Origin of the sequence: Actinomyces weissii, from assembly GCF_016598775.1 — a bacterium.
Classification (GTDB): Bacteria; Actinomycetota; Actinomycetes; order Actinomycetales; family Actinomycetaceae; genus Actinomyces; species Actinomyces weissii.
Genome location: NZ_CP066802.1, coordinates 2,281,449 through 2,302,385 on the forward strand (window position 1 = coordinate 2,281,449; position 20,937 = coordinate 2,302,385).

Consider the following 20,937-nt stretch of genomic DNA (forward strand, 5'->3'; position numbering starts at 1 on the left):
GGCCGCCCGGGACGGCCCCTAGGGCCGGTGGCCTGGGCCTAGGGCTAGCGCGGTGGGCCCGGGTCGGCGCTCAGCCTAGGTGCCCAGGTACTGACTGGCCGGGCCGGTGACCAGCGCCGGGGCCGGGCCCGCCAGCTGCGGGCGCACACCAGCTGCTGGGGGCGCCGTAGCCGGGCTGCCCGGGCGGGGCGTTTCACGGGCTCGCGGCGGCACCTCCGAGGCACTGGGCCAGGGAGCGCGCGTTGAAACGCATCATCTCCACGTAGGTGGGGGCGCCGGAGTCCAGGGTGTCGCCGTACAGGGGGCAGACCTGCACCCCCGCGTCCTGCGCGGTGGTGCGCAGCGTGGAGCGGGTGCGGGCCAGGTTGGGCTCCAGGAACACCGCCGGGATCTGCAGGTCCTTTAGGGTGGCGGACAGGCGGATGCGGTCGGACACGGAGGGCTCGACGCTGGGGTTGGGGGCCACGAAGCCGGAGACCTCCAGCCCGTAGGCGGCCGCCAGGTAGCCGTAGGCGTCGTTGGTGGTCACCAGCCGCCGCCGCTCCGCGGGGATCGCGCCGATGGTGCTGGCCACCTCGGCGTCCAGGGCCTCCAGCTCGCTGAGGTAGGCGGCGGCGTTGGCCCGGTAGGTGCTGGCTCCGGCCGGGTCCACCTGCTCCAGGGAGTCACGGATCACCCGCACGTAGGCAGCGGCGTTGTGGACGTCGTGCCACAGGTGGGGGTCGATCTCCCCGTGCACGTGCTTGCCCAGCACCGCCTGGGGCAGCACGTATACGGAGGCGCCGGGCTCCCCCAGGAAGCGGAAGCCGGAGGCACCCGGCACCTGGGTCAGGGCGCGGCTGGGCACCTCGATCACGGTGCGCTCCAGGCTCCTGGTGTCCAGCCTGCCCGCCCCGCTGGCGGCGTCCACCTTCAGGTCCACGCCTCCGGCGTCCAGGTCAACGGTGATGTCGGCGTGCCCGGCGGACAGCACCTCCCGGCCCTCGGCCTGGGCCACCTCCTGGGCGCTGACGCCGACGGCGAAGACCGCGGTGGCGGGCTCCAGCAGGACCGGGGTGGCGGCCTCAGTGGGGCGCAGGCGGGCCTGGAAGCTGACCCGGTAGACGCCTGGCGCGGTGAATGCCCAGCTCATGTGCTGGTGGGCGTCGGCAGGCAGGACGCTGGTGTCGGCGGCGTAGCCGTCACCGGCGTTGAAGCCGTCGGCGGAAGAGAAGCCGATGTCGGGCTGCCCGAAGGAGGTGGTCAGGTAGGCGGCGGCGTGCCCGGGGCCCTCCACCGCGGTGGCGGTCAGGTCCACGGTGGAGGCGCGGTCGGCCCCGTGCTGCTTGCCGTCACCGGATACGCGCATCCCCAGCCAGACAGTGTCCAGGCTGCGGTCCTCCACCAGCGGCAGGATCGTGGCCCCCTCCTTGGCGGCGGCCTCCGCCACGGACACGGAGGTGGAGGTGGCGGGCAGGTTGGCGTCCAGGGCCCGGATGATGGCGTGCTCCTCCAGCAGCAGGTAGTTGGAGAAGGCCAGGTCGGCGTAGGCGACGTCGCGCACGGAGCGCAGCGAGGGCTCCCAGGAGTGGGGGTCGGCGCCGTCGGGGACCATCTGGGAGACGGTGGCCCGGTCCCCGGCCACGTGGCGCACCAGGTCGGCGAGGATGCCAGTGGTGGTCACCACCCGCAGCTCGCCGTCCTCGTTGGGGGGCAGGGGGCGGGCGCTGAGGCCGCAACCGCCGACCGCCAGGGCGGTGACGGCCAGCACCGTCACCGCCCTGGCGAGGCGTAGGCAGGTGGGCAGCCTCACGCTCGGGCCCGACGACGGCGCTGGCTGGCGGCGGCTACCACCGCCCCGGCGACCAGCAGCAGGCTGGTCAGCCCGAGCAGGCTGTAGGTGTCCGTCCCCGTGCGGGCCAGGCGTCCCGCCTTGGCGGCAGCCGCCAGGTCGCACTCCGCCCCGGAAGGGGTGCGGCCCACGGTGGCCTTCACCATCGGACGGCCGTTCTTGCCCTTCTCCCCGGGCACTACCTTCAGGGTGGGGCCGGTGCTGGCGGTGGCTGCGGCGCCGGCGCCGCCGGAGCCCTTGAGCTCGCCGCTGGTGGGCTTGACGGTCATGGAGATGGTCAGCTGGTAGCTGCCCGGCTCGGTGAAGACCCAGTTCTGGTGGGCGTGGGTGTTCTTGGGCAGGGTGTAGGAGGAGCCGGCGCCGTCGAAGACGTGCGCGCCCACCCCGCTGCCCAGGCCCCCGGCGCTGAACACGGCCACCTTGCCGGGGCCGTTGACGGCCTCCAGGGTGAAGACGACCTCACCGGTGGTGCCCGAGACGATCTCCTGTCGCTGGGAGTTCATGCCCAGCCAGGGCACCCCGGCCACCTGCGTGGAGGGCACCATCCAGACCTCCTTGCCCTCGGTGGCCACGAAGGACAGGGCCTTAGGAGCCTTGAGGGCCGCCTTGTCCCCCAGGGCGAAGGTCAGGGTGGCGGGGTCCACCCAGCTGGCGGGCTGGTTGCGGTCGTCCTTCACGCGGGCGTAGAGGGTGCCGTTCTCGATGGCGGGGCCCAGGTCGAAGTGCCCGTCAGTCGCGTTGCCGGAGGCTCCCGGCCCCACGCTGAAGCTCAGCGTGGTAGTGGCCTTGTTGGCGCTGCCGCTGCTGGCGCCCTTGGAGGTGGCGCTGGCGCCGCCGCTGGCCAGCTTCTTGGCCTCCTCCTCGGTGGCCTCACGGGTGATCTCCGTGGGGACGCACACCTCCGCGGCGGGCCCGCCGGAGCGGCCTGCGGATCCGGTGCCTCCGCCCAGGCCCGAGCCGCCGGTGCCGCCCAGCAGACCGGCCTGGCCGCCGTCGTTCACGTTCAGGGCCTTGCCGCCGTCCTGGTCCTGCCCACCGTTGCCACCGGGGGGCTGGGTGCCGCCGCCAGGCTGCTGGCTCTGCTTGCGGGCACCGGGCTGGTGGCCGCTGGCGCAGCTGTCACCGACGTCGATGGTGTAGGTGCGGGCGGGCAGGGAGCGCACGGTGCCGTCGCCCTTCCTGGCGTGAGCGGTGACCGAGAGCTGGTAGCGCCCGGCCTTGGTGAACAGCCAGTTCACGTGCTTGTGCGCCAGGTAGGGCTGGTCGATGGTGGAGCCGGAGGCGCGGATCTCCCAGGAGCCGTCCTTGAGGGTGGAGGTCAGCCCCCCGAAGGTGCCCGCGTTGAAGGTGAGGATCCGGCCGCCCTCAGGGCCCTTGAAGGAGACGTCGAAGGTCGCGGACTCGTAGCCGCCGGGGCGGGCAGCCAGCACGTCCCAGCCTGGCCAGAGCAGCGCCCGCTCCTGGTTCTGGGCCTCCGGCAGGTAGTAGACGCTGGTCTCGCTGAGGCCCAGCTGCTTGGCGACGGCGCTGGGGACGGCCCACTCACCGGCGGCGACGGTCTCCTTGACAGGAGCCTTGGCCGCCTCCTTGACCTTGAGCAGGGCCTTCTCCGGCTCGTGCAGGACGCCCGAGCCGGTCACGTCCTCCCGCAGGTGCAGGCTGAGCCTGCCGTCAGGCTCGGAGGCCAGGTGGAAGAGGTCCACGTGGCCGGAGTCCAGGGTCACCTCGGTGCCCGCGGGGGCGGTGCAGGTGTCTGCGGGAGCGGCAGAGTTGCTTGCGGGCGGCACCGGCTTGCTGGCCGGGGGCGTGGGCTTGGCCGTCGGGGGCGTGGGCTTGGTCACCGGCGGCACCGGCTTGCTGGCCGGGGGCGTGGGCTTGGCCGTCGGGGGCGTGGGCTTGGTCACCGGCGGCACCGGCTTGCTGGCCGGGGGCGTGGGCCTGGCCGTCGGGGGCACCGGCTTAGAGGGACCCGGGGCGGCCGGCTTACCAGCCACGGTAAAGCTCTTGGTGATGCTCAGCGCCCCAGAGCGGGCGGTCAGCCTGTGCTCCCCAGGGCTGGTGGTGTCAGGCAGCTTGTACCCCAGTACGGCGTCATCGTGCTCTGAGACCACGCTACCGATGACCTGACCGTCCAGCACGAACTCCACCAGGGCCCCCTCCGGGAAGCCGCTGGCCCAGGGGTCCAGGCTGCCACCCGGGGCGATGGTCTCAGGAATGTCCAGGCTCAGTCCCGCCGCGCCGTCCTGGCCCTCAGCCTCCTTGTCAGAGGAGCCAGTGTCACCCGGGGCAGGGCTGTCACCCGGAGCGGGGCTGTCACCCGGGGCGGGGCTGTCACCCGGGGCGGGGCGGTCACCCGGGGCGGGCGCTGCTGGCACCTGTCCGGCGATGGCGGCGTCACCCACCTTGACCGTGTAGGTGACCGGCTCCGTACGGGGGCTCTCCTGGGACTGCGTCGGGTTGCTGGCGACGGCGGTGGCGGTCAGCAGGTAGGTGCCGGGCTTGGTGAACAGCCAGGTGGCCGCACCCTTCAACGGGGCCGCGGCCTCCTCCGCCAAATGTGAGACCTGGCCGAACACCAGCTCGGTACCTGCCTCGGCGGTCCGGCTGGCGTCCTTAGGGGCAGGCAGCACCTCAAAGGAGCCACTGGGCTGCAAGGAGACGGCCTGGTCCTGCGGGCCGGAGCGCGCCACGAACACCTGGGCGCCCTCGGGGCCGGTCCAGCTCAGGCTCACACGGGCCCCCAGGTAGCCGTTGTCGTCCACGGCCAGCTGCTCAGCGTCCCAGCCCAGGCGCAGGGGGGAGCCCTTAGCAGGCACCAGGTAGCCGCTGACGGCTCCCGCCTTGACCAGGGCCGGGTCGGTGACCTGGGACAGGCGGGAGTCCGGCACGCCCACAGAGATCTTGCCGGGATCGGCGGAGGCGCCGTCCACTCCCAGCTCCAGCACGTAAGGCACGGCCCCGTCGTCGGCCTCAGCGAGACTGAACAAGGAGACCTCACCACTGGTGACCACGCCCTCGGCGGCGCGGGCCGTGGGCGTCGTCAGGGCGGGTACGGCCAGGCCGAGCAGGGCCAGGGCCGTTACGACCAGCAGGCTGGTCAGCTTTCCAGCCAGGTGCTGGGAGGCACAGGGGCGCCCCCCAGACAAGGGGTGGACGGCGGGGGAGGTCATGGGCAGCCTTTCCAGTCGCTAATGAGAGTCGATCTCATTCTCAGGGGAAGGGATAGCACGCCCCAGGCTCTCAAGGCAAATTACGCCCTGACCACACTAGGCTGCCGCACCTGGAACCGTGCTTAGGAAAAGCACCAGAGGCGCGCTCGGAAGCCGCACTCAGAAGGCGCCCCAGCGGCTGCAGCTCAGAGGCCTCCCAGAGCCGTACTCAGGCTGACTGCTCGTCCTCCCAGGTCTGCAGGTCCCCGCGCGGGTCCTTGACCCACAGCATCATCAGCAGCCCCACCGCCAGCACCAGCGCGATCCCCAGGATGCCCCAGTACTGGGCACCCTCGCCCACGATGCGACCTCCCAGCCACACCGCGATGCCGTACATCATCGGCGCCACGAAGGAGACCGCCCGCCCGGTGGTGGCGTAGAGGCCGAAGATCTCCCCCTCACGCCCCTCGGGGATCACCCGCGCCAGGAAGGACCGGGCCGCGGACTGGGCGGGCCCCACGCAGCCGGAGAGCACCAGGCCCAGGGTCCAGAACACCACCTGGCCCTGGTCGTGCAGGAAGAACACGCCAATGCCGGAGAGCACGAGCAGGGTCAGCGCACCCAGGATCACCCGGCGCGGCCCCAGCAGGTCGTCCAGCCGCCCCGAGGCGATAGTGGCCACACCCGCCACCACATTCGCGACGATCGCGAAGATAATGACGTCCCCGCTGGAGAAGCCGAAGGTGTTCTGCGCGATCACGCCCCCGTAGGTGAACACGCCCGCCAGCCCGTCCCGGAAGACCGCGGCCGCCAGCAGGAACCAGAGCACCTCCGGGTGGGAGTGGAACAGGGACACCAGGGTCCACCACAGGCGCCGGTAGGAGGCCCAGACGGACTCGCGGCGCATCACGCTGGACCTGCCGGAGACCGGCTCGGTGGGCTCAGACTCCAGGCCCGCCAGCCCCCGGTCCTCACCGCGCTCACTGTCCTGGGCCACCACCAGGCGACGACGTCGCCCCCGCTCCCCAGACTGCGTGACCACCACCGGGATGGCGAACAGGCCGAACCAGGCCGCGGCCACCAGCATGGCTACGCGCACGTTCATGCCGTCCTCGGAGGTGACGCCGAACCAGCCGACCTCCGGGTTGATGAAGCCCACGAACAGGATCAGCAGCAGCACGATCCCGCCCAGGTAGCCCATCCCCCAGCCCAGGCCGGAGACGGCCCCGATCCGGTCCCTGGTGGTGAGCTGGGACAGGATGCCGTTGTAGTTCACCGAGGCCAGCTCAAAGAACACGTTGCCCAGGCCCAGCAGCACGATCCCCAGCCACAGGTAGTCCGGGGCGGGCCGCACGAAGAACAGCCCGGCGCTGACGGCCACCACCGCCGCCGTGTAGGCCCCCAGCCAGAACACGGTCCGGCCCGCCCGGTCGGAGCGCTGGCCAGTGACGGGGGCCAGGGCGGCGATCAGGAAGCCCGCGACCGTCAGGCCCAGGGACAGTGCGGTCTCGTTGTCAGCCTTGTCCCCGAAGGAGGAGCTGGTCAGGTACACCGTGAACACGAAGGTGGTGATGACGGCGTTGAAGGCGGAGGAGCCCCAGTCCCACAGCCCCCAGGCAAGGACCGGTCCTGTCAGCAGCCTGCCGCGGCGGGCGGGAGCGTGGGGTGCGGTGCCCACGGCGGCGGCGGAGCCGGTCTCTGGGTCACCAGGGGTGCGTGGAGCGCTGGTCATAGCGTGAGCCTACGAGGTGATGGGCCGCATGGTGGAAACGAATCCGCCAAAAGTGGCGCAAACCCCCTGGGTAGGACGACCCCGCTGAGACGGCCTCCCCCAGCTGCCAGCCTCCCGGGCGGCCGCTTCACCCGGTCTGCGTCACCGGCCCCGTCTCCCCCGCCGCCTCCACTTGTGCATTTCGGCGCGAGTGGTGCGGTATTCCGGCACCACTCGCGCCGAAATGCACAAGTCGGGGGATGGCTGGCTGGTCGACGACCACCAGCACTACTTCACCGGCAACCACAAACCCGGTAACGGGCTCAGCGCTGCTCCACCAGCAGGCGGGCCAGGGCCAGGTCCAGGGGCGTGGTGACCTTGAAGGCCAGCGGGTCACCCGGCACCACGTGCACCGCACCCCCGGCAGCCTCCACCAGGGTGGCGTCGTCACTGGCGGCGGCGGCCTCGTCGTCAGCCCGGTGCCGCCCCTGCTCGTGGGCGCGCCGCAGCACCTCCAGACGGAAGCCCTGGGGGGTCTGCACGGCACGCAGGCAGGAGCGGTCCGGGGTGGCCACCACCTGCTCCGGGGCCACCTGCTCCTGGTCCTGCCGCCCCTCCCCCACCGGGGCCACCTGCTTCACGGTGTCCGTGACCGGCAGGGCGGGGACGACGGCGTCGCAGCCCGCACGCACCGCCTCCACCACGCGGCGCACCACCTGCGGGGGCGTAAGGGCCCGGGCCGCGTCGTGCACGAGCACCACCTGGGCGTCAGGGCAGGCGGCCAGGGCGGCCTGCAGCCCCAGGGAGACGCTGGCCTGGCGGGAGGCGGCCGAGCCCGCCACCACCTGCACCCCCACCGGCACCGCAGACGGGTCTGCCGTGGTGCCTGCCGGGAGGTAGCCGGGCAGCTCGGCAGCAAAACGGGCGACGGCGTCGGGCGGGGCGGTCACCACCACCTGGTCCACCACCCCGCTGGCGGCCAGGGCCTGCGCCGCCCGGGCCAGAAGGCTGCGGCCTCCAACCTGCACCAGGGCCTTGGGGCCGCCCTGCCCCAGGCGGGTGCCGGAGCCAGCGGCCGTAAGCACCGCTACGACGGCGCCCGCCCCCGTTTCCGGGTGCGGGCGCGTCAGGGCTGCAGGGGCCACGGGCTCAGGCGGCGTGGTCGGAGTCGAGCACCTCGTCCAGGCGAGACTCGGCCTCCTCCTCACTGGTCTTCTGGGCCAGGGCCAGCTCGGAGACGAGGATCTGGCGGGCCTTGGAGAGCATGCGCTTCTCCCCGGCCGACAGGCCACGGTCCGTGTCCCGGCGGGAGAGGTCACGCACGACCTCGGCCACCTTGATGACGTCGCCGGAGGCGATCTTCTCCTGGTTGGCCTTGTAGCGCCGGGACCAGTTCGTGGGCTCCTCCGTGAGGGTGGCACGCAGGACCTCAAAGACCTTCTCCAGGCCGGAGGCGTCTACGACGTCACGCACCCCGATGAGCTCTACGCTGTCTGCGGGCACGAGGATGGACAGGTCCCCCTGGGCTGCCTCCAGCTGGAGGTAGGTCTTGACCTCGCCACGGACCTTGCGCTCGCGGATGTCAATGATCCGGGCGGCCCCGTGGTGGGGGTAGACAACGGTCTCACCGATTGTGAAGGTCATGGTCCGACATATCTCCCGAGGAAAGCAGAGCCCTAAGGATATCACTGGAATGACAGGCTTAGCCGGGGAGGAAGGTCACAGCGCAGACACCCGCGGGCCCCGGTCCGCCAGGCCCGCAGCCACCCCGGGGCTCAGCCAGGGGGCACCAGCTTGTAGCCCAGTCCCCGCACCGTGGTCAGCAGCCGCGGCTCACCGGGGACCTGCTCGATCTTGGCGCGTATGCGCTTGACGTGCACGTCCAGGGTCTTGGTGTCGCCCACGTAGTCCGCGCCCCAGACGCGGTCGATGATCTGGGCACGGGTGAGCACGTGGCCCGCGTTGCGCAGCAGCAGCTCCAGCAGCGCGAACTCCCGCCGGGGCATCGCCACCGGCTGCCCGTCCACGGTCACCTCGTGGCGCTCCACGTCCATGACCACCCGTCCGGCCCGCAGCAGGCTGACCGGCTCCGCCTCCCCGCGGGTGCGCCGTAGGACGGCGCGCACCCGCGCCAGCAGCTCACGGTAGGAGTAGGGCTTGGTGACGTAGTCGTCGGCCCCGGCCTCCAGCCCCTGGATCTTGTCCACCTCCGTGTCCTTGGCGGTGAGCATGATTACAGGCACCTGGGACAGGCGGCGTATGCGACGGCACACCTCGGCGCCGCTCAGGCGCGGGAGCATCAGGTCCAGCAGCACCAGGTCGATGGGCGCCCCGGCTCTGGCCGCCGTCTGGAACGCCTCCACCGCACAGGCGCCGTCCTCCGCCTCCACCACCTCGAAGCCGTCCCGCCGCAGGCTGTAGGCCAGGGGCTCGCGGTAGTTCTCCTCATCCTCCACCAGCAGCACCCGGATCATGACGCACCCCCCTGGAGGGCGCCCGCAGCCCGGGCGGCAGCGGCGGCCCCGCCGTCGGCCAGCCCCGCCTCAGCGGCCTGGGGCAGCACCAGGGTAAAGGTGGAGCCCTGGCCCAGCTGGGAGCTGAGCTCTACGGTGCCGCCGTGGTCCGCAGCCACGTGCTTGACGATGCTCAGGCCCAGGCCGGTGCCGCCGGTGGCCCGGGAGCGGGCCTTGTCCACCCGGTAGAAGCGTTCGAATACCCGCTGGCGGTCGGTCTCGGAGATGCCGATGCCCTGGTCCGTCACGGCCAGGCGCAGCAGCGAGGGGTCCTGCGGGTCCGCCCCCACCGCCACCTGCACGCGGGTGCGCGGGTCCGAGTAGCGGATGGCGTTGTCCAGCAGGTTACGCACGGCGGTGACCAGCAGGCCGTGGTCACCACGCACCACCAGGCCCGGGCTGCCGGTGCGCACCAGCTCCACCTCCCGGGCGGCGGCCTCCACCCGCACCTGGTCCAGGGCCTCCGCCACCACCGCGTCCAGCTCCACGTCCACGGGATCCGCCAGGGCGTCACCGTTCTGCAGCCGGGAGAGCTCGATGATCTCCTGGACCAGCACGCTCAGGCGGCGTGACTCCTTGAGCACGCGCCCGGCGTAGTCGGCCACGAGCGCGGCGTCCTGGCTGTTGGCGGCCAGGGTCTCAGACAGCAGGGAGATCGCCCCCACCGGCGTCTTGAGCTCGTGGGAGACATTGGCCAGGAAGTCAGCCCGCATGGCCTCCACCCGGCGCTCCGCGGTGCGGTCGGTCACCAGGATCAGCACCCGCCCGCCGCCCAGGGCCGCGACCCGCACCGCCAGGTAGAACCAGCCGGCGTCACGGGCGGGCCCCCGCTTGACCGTGAGCTCCTTCTCCACCACCCGCCCGGTGGAGCGCACCAGGGCGACCATCGCGGCCACCCGCGGCTCCACCACGGCGTCATCCTTGACGATGGCGAAGTTGTAGGCGGCCTGGGAGGCACGCCGCACCTCGTCGTCCTCGTCCAGCAGCACGACGATGCTGGGCAGGGCCGCCAGCAGCGGCAGCAGGGTGGAGTCCAGGGCGCTGACCTGCGCGACCTGCTCGGCGCGGGCACGCTCCCGCCCCCGGCGGGAGAAGCGGATGAGCAGCAGCGTCAGGGCGGTGCCCAGGCAGGCACCCAGAACCACGCTCAACAGAGTTGCAGAGGTCACCCGCCCAGCCTAGGCGCCGCCCCGTGGCCTGACCACCAAGCTGCCCGGCACGGCGGCGGGCCGCACCCCTGGGGGAACGGCCCGCTACCACCTGTCACTGCGCCCTTTGCGGTGGGGGCGCGGGCGGCGTCACTTGCCCTGGTTGGCGACGGCGGCGATCTTCGCCTCGGCCTCCGGGTCCAGGTAGCGGCCCCCCTTCTTGAGCGGCTTGAGGGTCTCCTCGTCCAGCTCGTAGACCAGCGGAATGCCGGTGGGGATGTTGACGGCGGCGATGTCCTCGTCGGAGATGCCGTCCAGGTGCTTGACGATGGCGCGCAGGGAGTTGCCGTGCGCGGCGATCATGATGGTCTTGCCGGTCCTGATCTCGGGGACGATCGTGCCCTCCCAGTAGGGCAGCAGGCGCTCCAGGACGTCCTTGAGGCACTCGGTCATGGGGATCGGCTCACCGGCGTAGCGGGGGTCGGCGTCCTGGGAGAACTCGGAGCCAGCCTCGATAGCGGGCGGGGGGACGTCGTAGGAGCGGCGCCAGAGCATGAACTGCTCGTCACCGTACTCGTCCCGGATCTCCTTCTTGTTCTTGCCCTGCAGGGCACCGTAGTGGCGCTCGTTGAGGCGCCAGTGGCGCTCCACCGGGATCCAGTGGCGGTCAGCGGCGTCCAGGGCCAGGTTGGCCGTCATGATGGCGCGGCGCAGCGTGGAGGTGAAGAGCTTCTCGGGAAGCACCCCGGCCTCCTTGAGCAGCTCACCTCCGTGGACGGCCTCGGCGCGTCCCTTCTCCGACAGGGGGACGTCGACCCAGCCGGTGAAGAGGTTCTTTGCATTCCAGTCGCTCTCGCCGTGGCGGAGCAGTACGAGGGTGTAAGCCATGGGCCCTATCCTGCCAGGACGGCGCAGAACGTGCGAGGCCCCGGCCCGTAACGGGCCGGGGCCTACGACGTCTACAAGATCACGTCACTTGGTGGCGGCGGCGTAGGCCTCACGGATCTCGGCGGAGATACGACCGCGGTCAGAGACCTCGATGCCGTTCTCCCGGGCCCAGTCACGGATCTTCTGGTTCTCGGAGGACGAGGCGCTGGAGCGGCCCGCGGCACCCCGACGACGGCTGGCGCGGCCAGCCACGCGGTGGGCCTTGGCCACCCACTCCTCCATCGACTCACGCAGGGCCGCAGCGTGCTCGTCATTGAGGTCAATCTCGTAGGTGGCGCCGTCCAGGCCGAAGGTGACCGTCTGGGTCGCCTCAGACCCGTCAATGTCGTCAACAAGCATCTGAATGGTCTTGCGTGCCATCTCACTATTCCTTTCGTGCGTCCTCCGCAGATTCCGTGCCTCACGGAATTGATCGCTACAACAGTAAGGTACGTGCACCCATTCCCGCAACAGCCGGGGCAGCCCCAATGAGCACGATGCGATCCCAAAGACCCAACTTACTTATCAAGTCGGTTTCTAGTGCTTCTCAGTACGGCCACAGGCACCAGCCACTTATCAGCACACCCGCATCCACCCGGCCCCAAACCCGCGTCTCCCGCATTACGTGACCTCCGGCATTACCGCCGGACCACCAGACCCGTCCTTGAAGTGAGCCATGCTGCACCCAAAGTCCCCGGACAGGCACCCACACCCCATGAGAGAACAGCATCACAGTCGACGCCTTTACCACCCCAGCATTTTCGGGGGACCGGGGCGCCGCCCCGCCTCGCCTCGGGCCCCGCACGCCCGCCCCGACGTCGGCAGGCCGCCAAAGCGGCCCAGAAACCAAAGGGCCCCGGTGCGTTTGCACCGGGGCCGACCTGGAGCCACCTGTGGGAATCGAACCCACGACCTATTCATTACGAGTGAATCGCTCTGCCTACTGAGCTAAGGTGGCGCGCCGCTAAAGCAGCGGAGCACACGCTACCGGGCGGCACCGCGCAACGCAACTCCGCAGGCCCCACCCCGGCAGACAGGCTCCCAGCAGGCACAGCCCCAGCCACCCGGAACTGGCAGGCCACCCAGCGGACCGCCCCGCCGCGCCCAGCCCTGGCCCGGCCCCGCCCGGAACCACCCCTGCTTGCGGCAGCCGCCTGCCACTACAATCACGTACCCGTGGTCACAGGACCAGACCAGTCACCCGCTTCCCTGCCCTGGCAACGGAGAAGACTGAGGAGTAAGAACCATGCCTGAACAGTCCCGCACCCCCGCAACCGATCACGTCGACCCCGGCGACTCCGGTTACAACAAGGCGCTCAAACGCCGCCACCTGCAGATGATCGCCATTGGTGGATCCATCGGTACCGGCTTGTTCCTGGGAGCAGGTGGGCGCCTGGCAGAAGGTGGTCCCGGACTGGCCCTGGCCTACGGCGTCTGCGGCGTGTTCGCCTTCCTGATGGTGCGAGCCCTGGGAGAGCTGGCGATCCGCCGCCCCTCCTCCGGGGCCTTTGTGTCCTACGCCCGGGAGTTCCTGGGAGAGAAAGGGGCCTACGTCACGGGCTGGATGTTCTTTCTGGACTGGGCGGTCACGGTGATGGCGGACATCACCGCCGTCGCCGTCTACCTGCACTACTGGAAGGGGCTCCAGGTGGTCCCGCAATGGGTGTTCGCACTGCTGGCACTGGCCCTGGTGTTCATCCTCAACATGCTGAACGTAAAGATGTTCGGCGAGGCCGAGTTCTGGTTCGCCGCCGTCAAGGTGGCCGCGATCATGGCCTTCATGCTCATCGCCGTCTGGGCGATCCTGACCGGGGCCACCGTAGAAAGCACCAGCACCGGGATGCAGTACACCACCGGGGTGCACAACATCACCGAGCACGGCGGCCTGTTCCCCAAGGGACTGGCCCCCGTCCTCGCCCTGACGCTCGGGGTGATCTTTGCCTTCGGCGGCACCGAGATGGTGGGGGTGGCCGCAGGGGAGGCCAAGGACGCGGTAGCCGTCCTGCCCAAGGCCATAAACTCTATGATCCTGCGTATATTCGTCTTCTACGTAGGCTCCGTAGCCCTTATGACCTTGGTCCTGCCATACACCGCCTACTCCAAGAACGAGTCGCCTTTCGTCACCTTCTTCAGCGGTATCGGCGTCCCGCACGCGGGGGACATCATCCAGGTGGTCGTGCTCACCGCAGCCCTGTCCTCCCTGAACGCCGGGCTCTACGCCACCGGCCGCACCCTGCGCTCTATGGCGATCGCCGGTGAGGGGCCCCGCCTGGCAGCCGGGCTGAACAAGCACCAGGTACCGTCAGCAGCCATCGCCATCACCTCCGCCCTGGGCCTGCTGGGCGTGGTACTCAACGCCTTCCTGGCCGAGGACGCCTTCGAGATAGTCATGAACCTGGCAGGCATCGGCATCGCTGGCACCTGGGCGGCCATCCTGGTGACCCACCTGGTGTTCCTCAAGCGGGTCAAGGAGGGCCGCGAGACCCGCCCCAGCTACCGGATGCCCGGTGCCCCCTACACCAACTACGCGGCCCTGCTGTTCTTCGGTGTCGTAGTGCTCTCTAACCTAACCAGCCCTGCGGGCCGGTGGACCCTGGGCCTGTTCGCCGTCGTGGTGGTGCTGATGGTGCTTGGCTGGTACAAGGTGCGCGGCCAGATCCGCTCCGAGCTGCTCGACGACGTGCTCGGCGCCGGAGAAGAGAACCCCCGCCCCGGGCGCTGAGCCCCCGTACAGGACCATCAGGAGCAGCTTATGCGCGCGCACATCGTGTACACCGGCGGCACCATCGGCATGGTGGAGTCCGCCCACGGCCTGGTGCCTGGCACGCAGCTGCCCGCCTGGCTGGAGGGCCAGCTGGCGGGCACCAGCCTGGCGGGGGCCACCATCAGCTCCCTGGAGCCCCTGATCGACTCCGCCAACGCCACCCCCGAGTCCTGGCAGGCCGTGATCGACGAGCTGCGCCAGCACGCCAGCAGCGCGGACGCCTTCGTGGTGCTCCACGGGACCGACACCCTGGCATACACGGCCGCCGCCCTGTCCTACGCCCTGACCGACCTGCCCCAGCCGGTGGTCCTCACCGGCTCCCAGCTGCCGCTCGGGGTGGTGGGCTCCGACGCCGCCGCCAACGCCCTGGGGGCGCTGCAGGCCGCCACCAGCGGCCGGGCCCAGGGTGTCAGCCTGTTCTTCGGGCAGAGGCTGCTGGTGGGCAACCGGTCCACCAAGACCAGCTCCTGGTCCTTCACCGGCTTCACCTCCCCCGCCGCGCCGCCGCTGGCCGTGGCCGGTGCCCCCTGGCAGTGGGCCGCCCCCAGCGGGCAGGCGCCCGCGCCCGGGGGGAGCCGGCCTCGGCCCTACCGCCGTCACGACGTGGTGGTTGTGGACCTGGTGCCCGGCATAACCGCGCGGCGGCTGGCCGCCCTGCTGGACCCCGCCCCGGAGGCGGTGGTGCTGCGCGCCTACGGGGTGGGAAACGTGCCCGCTGCCGAGCCGGGGCTGGCCCAGGTCGTGGCCCAGTCGGTGCAGTCGGGGACGGCGGTCGTCGTCGCCTCCCAGTGCCCACAGGCGCAGGTGCTGCTGGGGCACTATGAGGCTGGCGACGCCGTAGCCCGGGCCGGGGCCGTGGGCAGCGGGGACATGACGCTGGAGGCCCTGTACACCAAGCTCCAGTTCCTGCTCTCCCAGGGGCTGCACGGCCCCCAGCTGGCGCAGGCCGTGGGCCGTCCTCTCTGCGGCGAGCTCACCGTGGCGGACTGAACCGGAAGCAGACGGAGGCCGCTAGGGGCCGGGCACCGGGCGCACCTGTAGCCGGCCGCGCCGCCTGCTGCCAGGAGACACCGCTGACCGGTACGGGGGCCTGACCCCGGGCACCCGTCCTGGCAGATGTCTTAGGCCGTCGATTGTCTTAGGCCGTCGACCTCACTCCTGGCCCTTGCAGGTCTTGCCCTCCTCCGGCAGCGTGCCCGCCAACAGGTAGGCGTCAACCGTGTCCGTGACGCAAGGACCGGCGTCCCGCCGCCCGTAGGCCGTGTGCCCGTGGCCCTCCCAGGTGAGCAGGCGGGCAGAGGCCAGCTGGCTGCTCAGGGCCTGCGACCACTGGTAGGGGGTGGCGGGGTCACCCGTGGTGCCCACCACCAGCAGCGTCGGCGTCCCCTCCGCCCGGATCGGTGCGCGCTCACGGCTGGAAGGGCGCCCCCAGGCCTGGCAGGAGGCGTCAGAGAAGGCCAGGTAGCGGCCGAAGGTGGGGGACAGTGACTGCAGCTCCTGGGCGTCCTTGAGCCAAGCCTGTACGTCCCCCTCCACCGGGTAGTCCAGGCAGTTGATGGCCAGGATCGCCTCGGAGCCGTTGCCCGTGTAGGTGCCGTCGTCGTTACGGGAGGCGACCGTGTCCGCCACGAACAGGAGGATCGTGCCGTCCTGCTGGTTCATGGCCTGGTCCAGGCCCTGGCTGAGCACCGGCCAGGCCTCGGACTGGTAGAGCACGTTGATGACCGCGGAGGAGGCCAGGGCCTCGGTCAGCGGCCGTGCAGGGTCACTCGTCCGCAGCGGCGCGGTGCGCACCGACTCCAGCAGCTGCTGGACCTGGCGCACCCCGGAGTCCACGTCCCCCTTCAAGGGACAGGCCGCACCTTTCTGGCAGTCCTCCACGAAGGCCCGCAGCGCGGCCTCGAAGCCGGCCGCCTGCCCGAGGGTCACCTCCCGGGCGGACAGGGAGGGGTCCAGGGCGCCGTCCAGCACCATGCGCCCCACGTTCCCGGGGAACAGCTCCGCGTAGGTGGCCCCCAGGTAGGTGCCGTAGGAGAAGCCCAGGTAGGTCAGGGTGGGGGAGCCGACGGCGGCGCGCAGCACGTCCAGGTCGCGGGCCGCGGAGACCGTGTCCACGTGGTCCAGCAGGCCGGGGGTCTCGGTGCGCTCGGCGCAGCGCTTGGAGAGCCACGCCATCTGCTTCTCGACCGCCGTCAGGGCGGTCTGCGAGGCCGGTTCCGTGGTGGTGGGGACATCCGCCTCCGTGCCCTTGAGCTCCGCCACGACCTCCCCGGCGCGGGTGGTGTCCTGCTCGGCGTCGCTCAGGCACTGGACGGCGGCCGAGCCCTCCACACCCCGCGGGTCGAAGCCGATGATGTCGTAGGAGTCCAGGAGCCGGTCCGAGAAGTAGCCCTTGGAGTTGACGGCCAGCTCGGTGCCGGAGCCACCGGGGCCGCCCGGGTTGAGGAACAGGCTGCCGATCGGCTTGCCCGCGGCGGGGCGCTTGTTCAGCGACAGCTCAATGGTGGGTCCGGAGGGGTCCTGGTAGTCCAGGGGCACCTTGGCCTGGGCGCACTTCATGCCCTTGACCTTGTTCGCGTCCTGGCCCGGTCCCGCCTCACAGTCCTGCCAGTCCAGCTGCTGGGAGTAGAAGGGCTCCAGGCCTGCGGGCACCTCAGCTGTACCACTGGCCTCCGCGGGCACCGGGGAGGGGACGGCGGCGTCCTTGGGCCCGGGCAGGCCGCCACAGGCCCCGAGGGTTACCAGGGTGGACACGGCCAACACGCCGGTCAGCGCACGCAGACCAGTTCCACGAGCGGCGTTCCGACGACGGGCACGGCAGGGAGCAGCTAGTGAGAGCACGCTGGCAGGTTACGTCGACTTGCCGCGCATGCCCATCCTCCTGCAGGCCGAGTTTGCCGCCCCGGGTGACAGGCACGCTCAGCACCGCCGCGTCTATCGGGTGGTTGCCACCCCAGGCACCCGCGGGCGACGACGGGGCCAGGGCAGGTGGAGGAGCCTGCGGGCACCCCGCGCAGGCACTAGGGCCTCTGGGCGCAGGCCCCGCGAGCGCAGCGCTAGCCGCGCCCGCCGTCGCGCTCAGGCCTGGGGGCGCAGCTGGACCATCAGGGCCTCCACCGCCAGCAGGGGCGCTGCGGCGGTGCGCAGACGCTCACGGCACTCCTCGATCGCACTGATACGGGTAAGCGACTGGGCGGCGGTGGTGCTGCGGGCCACCTGCTCCACCGTCTGGTCCAGGTCCACGTTCACGCGCTCCACGTCGGATCCCATCTGGGTGGCCAGCACGTCCCGGTAGAAGGAGAGCAGGTCGGTCATGGCCCGGTCCAGCACGTCGGTGCGGGCCCGTTTGGCCCGGCGCTTCTGGTCCTCCTCCAGCTGGCGCACCTGGGCGCGGATGGCGGGCGGTACCTTGCTGTCAGCCTCGATACCCAGGGCGCGCAGCAGCTCAGCCCTCTCCCGGGCGTCCCGCTCAGCGGTGGTGTCCTTGGCCTCGGCCTCCGCGCCCTCCACCAGGTCGGCGGCAGCCAGTACGGCGTCCCCCACCGAGCGCAGGCTCACCGGGGACAGCAGCAGGCGACGGCGTCGCTCCCAGGCACCTTCGTCCAGGGCCAGGTGGCGGGCCAGGCCGATGTGCGACTGGCTGGCGCGGGCGGCCCGGGCGGCGAGCTCGGGGTCCGCGCCGTCACGGCGCACCAGCAGGGCCGCGACAGCCTGCGGCGGGGGCACCCGCAGGGACACCAGGCGGCAGCGGGAGCGGATGGTGGGCAGGACGTCGTCAGCGCTGGGGGTGCACAGGATCCACACGGTCTGCGGCGGGGGCTCCTCGATGGACTTGAGCAGCACGTTGGTGGTGCGCTCCGCCATGCGGTCGGCGTCCTCCACCAGGAGCACCCGCCAGCGGCCGGTCCAGGGGCGGCGCTGGGCCTCCCCGATCAGCTCCTTGGCCTCCTCCATGGTGATGATGAGCTTCTCGGTGGCCAGGCGGATCACGTCCGGGTGGCTGCCACTGGTGACGTCCCGGCAGGGCTTGCACTGGCCGCAGCCGGGAACGGGGCCGGTGCACTGCAGGGCGGCGGCGAAGGCCCGGGCGGCGGTGGAGCGCCCGGAGCCGGGTGGGCCGGTGACCAGCCAGGCGTGACTCATGGCCGAGCTGTCCGGGGCGGGGCCTGCCCCTGGCGCGGCTCGACCTGCCTCCCGCACCTCGGCGGCGGCGCGGGCGGCCTGGGCGGCGGCCTGCAGCTGGGCGACCACCGGCTCCTGGCCGACGACGTCCTCCCACACGCTCATGGCTGCTCCCCACCTTCCAGGCGGTCCTCCTGCAACCTGCGGGCCGCCTCCGCGAAGGCCACGGCTGCTCCTTCCCGGCTGCCGTCCGCCTGGCGCACGCGCCCGGGGTGCGCGGCCAGCAGCCTGCCCACCGCCTGGTGCACGGCCTGCGCCACCTGGGCGACGGGTTGGCAGGCGTCTATAACCGTGAAGCGCCCCGGCTCGGCGGCGGCCAGGGCCAGGAACTGCTCGCGCAGGGCGTGGTGGAAGGAACCGGGCTCGCGCTCCAGCCGGTCCTTGGCGCCCCGCACGGCGGTGCGCTGCCGGGCCAGGGCCGGGTCGGCGTCCAGCAGGACGGTCAGGTCCGGCAGCAGGCTGCCGGTGGCCCACAGGGAGAGGTCGCGTACCTCGGTGGGGCCGAGGGCCCGGGCCGCCCCCTGGTAGGCCACGGAGGAGTCCAGGTAGCGGTCGCAGACCACTACAGCCCCCTCCTCCAGGGCGGGGCGGATCACCGTGTCCACATGGTGGGCGCGGTCGGCGGCGTAGAGCAGGGCCTCTGCACGGGGGGTGACCTCGCCGCCGTGCAGCAGCAGGCGGCGGATCTCCTGGCCGAGCGGGGTGCCGCCCGGCTCTAGCGTGCGCCGGCAGCTGATCCGCGCCGCCGCCAGGGTGCTGGTCAGCAGGTCCAGCTGGGTGGTCTTGCCGACGCCGTCGCCCCCCTCGAAGGTGATGAGCAGGCCCGTGCGCGGCTGCCCGGGGCGGGAGGACGGGATCACAGTCACTCCGTGAGTGTATCTGTGGGCACTGACAGGACTGGACGAACAGGTTAGGACTGGCAGGAGCGGCAGGCCCCGGACCAGGAGGCCGGGGGCGGCGCACCAGCGGGAACCTGTCACTGGCGGAGGCCTAGAAGACACCTACCCACACACGCCCATGCCAGGAACCGCGGGATACCAACGACCACGTCCCCACACACCTGCCGCCGAGCCACTGAAAGCCTCCACCAGTGACAACCCCGCCCGGCAGGCACCCGGAAACCGCCCTCCAGCCACCCAGCCCACACCTAAACTTCCACCAGCAACAGAACTGTGGATTCATACAATATCCATCAGTAGCCTGCAAGAGACTAGAACGTTACTTCCGTGGACAAAGGGTTGCATTGGCGGCCTCGCTGCAAAAAGTTGCAGAAACCCCGCAATGACTTTCGTCACTTTCGGACAGATGCATCACTTCTTCTGTAGAACCACTCGTGGTTTGTCACAACATTGGTACGCTTGTACTACTCGATCGGTGGCCCACGACACAGGTGGTGCCACATCTGCAACAGTCCCACCCACCAGGCACAAAGACGTGCTGGAGACGAGAACATGCGACCTTATATCGGCTCAGAGATCGGGGAGCTGGAGACCGTCATCCTCCACCGCCCCGGCACAGAAATGCTCCGACTCACCCCGGAGAACAAGGACGACCTGCTGTTCGACGACGTCCTGTGGCTCGAACGCGCCCAGGAGGAGCACGACCAGTTCGCCAAGGTCCTGACCGACCACGGCGCCCAGGTCCTCTACCTACGCGACCTGCTCTCCCAGACCCTCGAGGTCCCCGAGGCCAGGAGCTACCTGGTCAAGGAGGTCCTGAGCGCCTGCGAGAGCGGCTGCGGCAGCGACAGCAGCGTCCAGGACTGGGCGGAACGCCTCTCCCCCACCGACCTGGCGGAGGTGCTGATCGCCGGCATCACCAAGGAGGAGCTCCTGGAGCAGCTGCCCACGGTCTCCTCCATGACCCTGGCAGCCATGGGCGACGACGACCTCCTGCTGTCCCCGCTGCCCAACCACCTCTTCACCCGCGACTCCTCCAGCTGGGTCTACCAGGGCGTGTCCATCAACGCCATGCAGCACCCCGCCCGCCGTCGCGAGTCCCTCAGCTACCGGGCCATCTACCGCTGGCACCCGCTGTTTGCCGGGCAGGACTTCCCCCTGTGGTGCGACGGTGAGGCCAGCCCCGGGGCCACCATGGAGGGCGGCGACATCCAGATAATCGGCAACGGCGCCGTCATGGTCGGGGTCTCTGAGCGCACCTCCTCCCAAGGCGTCGAGCAGCTCAGCGCCGCCCTGTTCAAGGGCGGGGTGGAGCAGGTGATCGCCGTGCACATGGTCAAGAACCGGGCCCAGATGCACCTGGACACCATCATGACGATGGTCGACCACGGCACCTTCACCAAGTACGTGGGCGCCGGGATGATGCCCACCTACACGCTGCGTCCCAATGACGACGGCAGCATCCACACCACCGAGAACCCCCCGGAGGCCATGAACGACGTCATCGCCCAGGCCCTGGGGCTGGACTCGATCAGCACCCTGACCACCCCCCAGGACCTGCGCGCCGCCGCCCGCGAGCAGTGGAACGACGGCGCCAACACCCTGGCCATCGCCCCCGGCGTGGTCATCACCTACGAGTCCAACGTCAACACCAACGAGTACCTGACCTCCAAGGGCGTCACCGTGCACCCCATCCCCGGCTCCGAGCTCGGGCGCGGCCGCGGCGGCCCGCACTGCATGAGCTGCCCCGTGTCCCGCAAGCCTCTCGCCTAGGCGACAACCCACCCACCCCGCAACCAGTTAAGAAGGAGAC

At 70.9% G+C, this 20,937-nt stretch carries 15 protein-coding genes and 1 tRNA gene; 3 read left to right on the forward strand and 13 right to left on the reverse strand.

What is annotated here, in order from left to right; all coding sequences use genetic code 11:
• Positions 1 to 193 precede the first annotated feature (193 nt).
• The 10 genes from JG540_RS09180 to JG540_RS09225 form a co-directional block, all read right to left on the reverse strand.
• A complete protein-coding gene (locus JG540_RS09180; protein ID WP_200278338.1) occupies positions 194 to 1,750 on the reverse strand; it encodes an anchored repeat ABC transporter, substrate-binding protein in 1,557 nt (518 codons plus the stop codon).
• 38 nt (positions 1,751 to 1,788) lie between these two features.
• Entirely contained in the window at positions 1,789 to 5,001 is a 3,213-nt protein-coding gene (locus JG540_RS09185; protein ID WP_200275529.1) for a TIGR03773 family transporter-associated surface protein, read from the reverse strand.
• Positions 5,002 to 5,209: 208 nt separating this feature from the next.
• Complete coding sequence (locus tag JG540_RS09190; RefSeq protein ID WP_200275530.1) at positions 5,210 to 6,712, reverse strand: MFS transporter; 1,503 nt, start codon at positions 6,710 to 6,712, stop codon at positions 5,210 to 5,212.
• Between the two features lie 302 nt (positions 6,713 to 7,014).
• The gene (gene ispD, locus JG540_RS09195) at positions 7,015 to 7,836 is read right to left on the reverse strand and encodes a 2-C-methyl-D-erythritol 4-phosphate cytidylyltransferase (protein ID WP_234042786.1); all 822 of its coding nucleotides are present in this window, start codon (positions 7,834 to 7,836) and stop codon (positions 7,015 to 7,017) included.
• A gap of 4 nt (positions 7,837 to 7,840) precedes the next feature.
• A complete protein-coding gene (locus tag JG540_RS09200; RefSeq protein WP_200275532.1) occupies positions 7,841 to 8,335 on the reverse strand; it encodes a CarD family transcriptional regulator in 495 nt (164 codons plus the stop codon).
• A 131-nt stretch (positions 8,336 to 8,466) separates the two neighbouring features.
• The gene (locus tag JG540_RS09205; RefSeq protein ID WP_200275534.1) at positions 8,467 to 9,165 is read right to left on the reverse strand and encodes a response regulator transcription factor; all 699 of its coding nucleotides are present in this window, start codon (positions 9,163 to 9,165) and stop codon (positions 8,467 to 8,469) included.
• The gene (locus JG540_RS09210; protein WP_200275536.1) at positions 9,162 to 10,373 is read right to left on the reverse strand and encodes a sensor histidine kinase; all 1,212 of its coding nucleotides are present in this window, start codon (positions 10,371 to 10,373) and stop codon (positions 9,162 to 9,164) included. Before JG540_RS09210 ends, JG540_RS09205 begins: the two co-directional genes overlap by 4 nt.
• A 129-nt stretch (positions 10,374 to 10,502) precedes the next feature.
• Entirely contained in the window at positions 10,503 to 11,240 is a 738-nt protein-coding gene (locus JG540_RS09215; protein ID WP_200275538.1) for a phosphoglyceromutase, read from the reverse strand.
• A gap of 84 nt (positions 11,241 to 11,324) precedes the next feature.
• A complete protein-coding gene (locus tag JG540_RS09220) occupies positions 11,325 to 11,660 on the reverse strand; it encodes a histone-like nucleoid-structuring protein Lsr2 (RefSeq protein ID WP_200275540.1) in 336 nt (111 codons plus the stop codon).
• A gap of 501 nt (positions 11,661 to 12,161) precedes the next feature.
• A tRNA-Thr gene (locus JG540_RS09225) sits at positions 12,162 to 12,237 on the reverse strand.
• A 288-nt stretch (positions 12,238 to 12,525) separates the two neighbouring features.
• Between JG540_RS09225 and JG540_RS09230 the strand changes: the two genes are divergently transcribed.
• Complete coding sequence (locus JG540_RS09230) at positions 12,526 to 14,001, forward strand: amino acid permease (protein WP_200275542.1); 1,476 nt, start codon at positions 12,526 to 12,528, stop codon at positions 13,999 to 14,001.
• A 30-nt stretch (positions 14,002 to 14,031) separates the two neighbouring features.
• Complete coding sequence (locus tag JG540_RS09235; RefSeq protein WP_200275544.1) at positions 14,032 to 15,033, forward strand: asparaginase; 1,002 nt, start codon at positions 14,032 to 14,034, stop codon at positions 15,031 to 15,033.
• 162 nt (positions 15,034 to 15,195) lie between these two features.
• Here JG540_RS09235 and JG540_RS09240 read toward each other — a convergent pair whose 3' ends face one another.
• The 3 genes from JG540_RS09240 to tmk form a co-directional block, all read right to left on the reverse strand.
• Positions 15,196 to 16,797: an alpha/beta hydrolase gene (locus tag JG540_RS09240; protein ID WP_234042787.1), complete on the reverse strand. Its 1,602-nt coding sequence runs from the start codon at positions 16,795 to 16,797 to the stop codon at positions 15,196 to 15,198.
• Positions 16,798 to 17,121: 324 nt separating this feature from the next.
• Complete coding sequence (locus tag JG540_RS09245) at positions 17,122 to 18,330, reverse strand: DNA polymerase III subunit delta' (RefSeq protein ID WP_200275546.1); 1,209 nt, start codon at positions 18,328 to 18,330, stop codon at positions 17,122 to 17,124.
• The gene (tmk, locus tag JG540_RS09250; protein WP_200275548.1) at positions 18,327 to 19,091 is read right to left on the reverse strand and encodes a dTMP kinase; all 765 of its coding nucleotides are present in this window, start codon (positions 19,089 to 19,091) and stop codon (positions 18,327 to 18,329) included. Before tmk ends, JG540_RS09245 begins: the two co-directional genes overlap by 4 nt.
• A gap of 585 nt (positions 19,092 to 19,676) precedes the next feature.
• Here tmk and JG540_RS09255 point away from each other — a divergent pair.
• Positions 19,677 to 20,897 (forward strand): arginine deiminase, encoded by a 1,221-nt coding sequence (locus JG540_RS09255; protein ID WP_200275550.1) that lies wholly within the window; start codon positions 19,677 to 19,679, stop codon positions 20,895 to 20,897.
• Positions 20,898 to 20,937 lie beyond the last annotated feature (40 nt).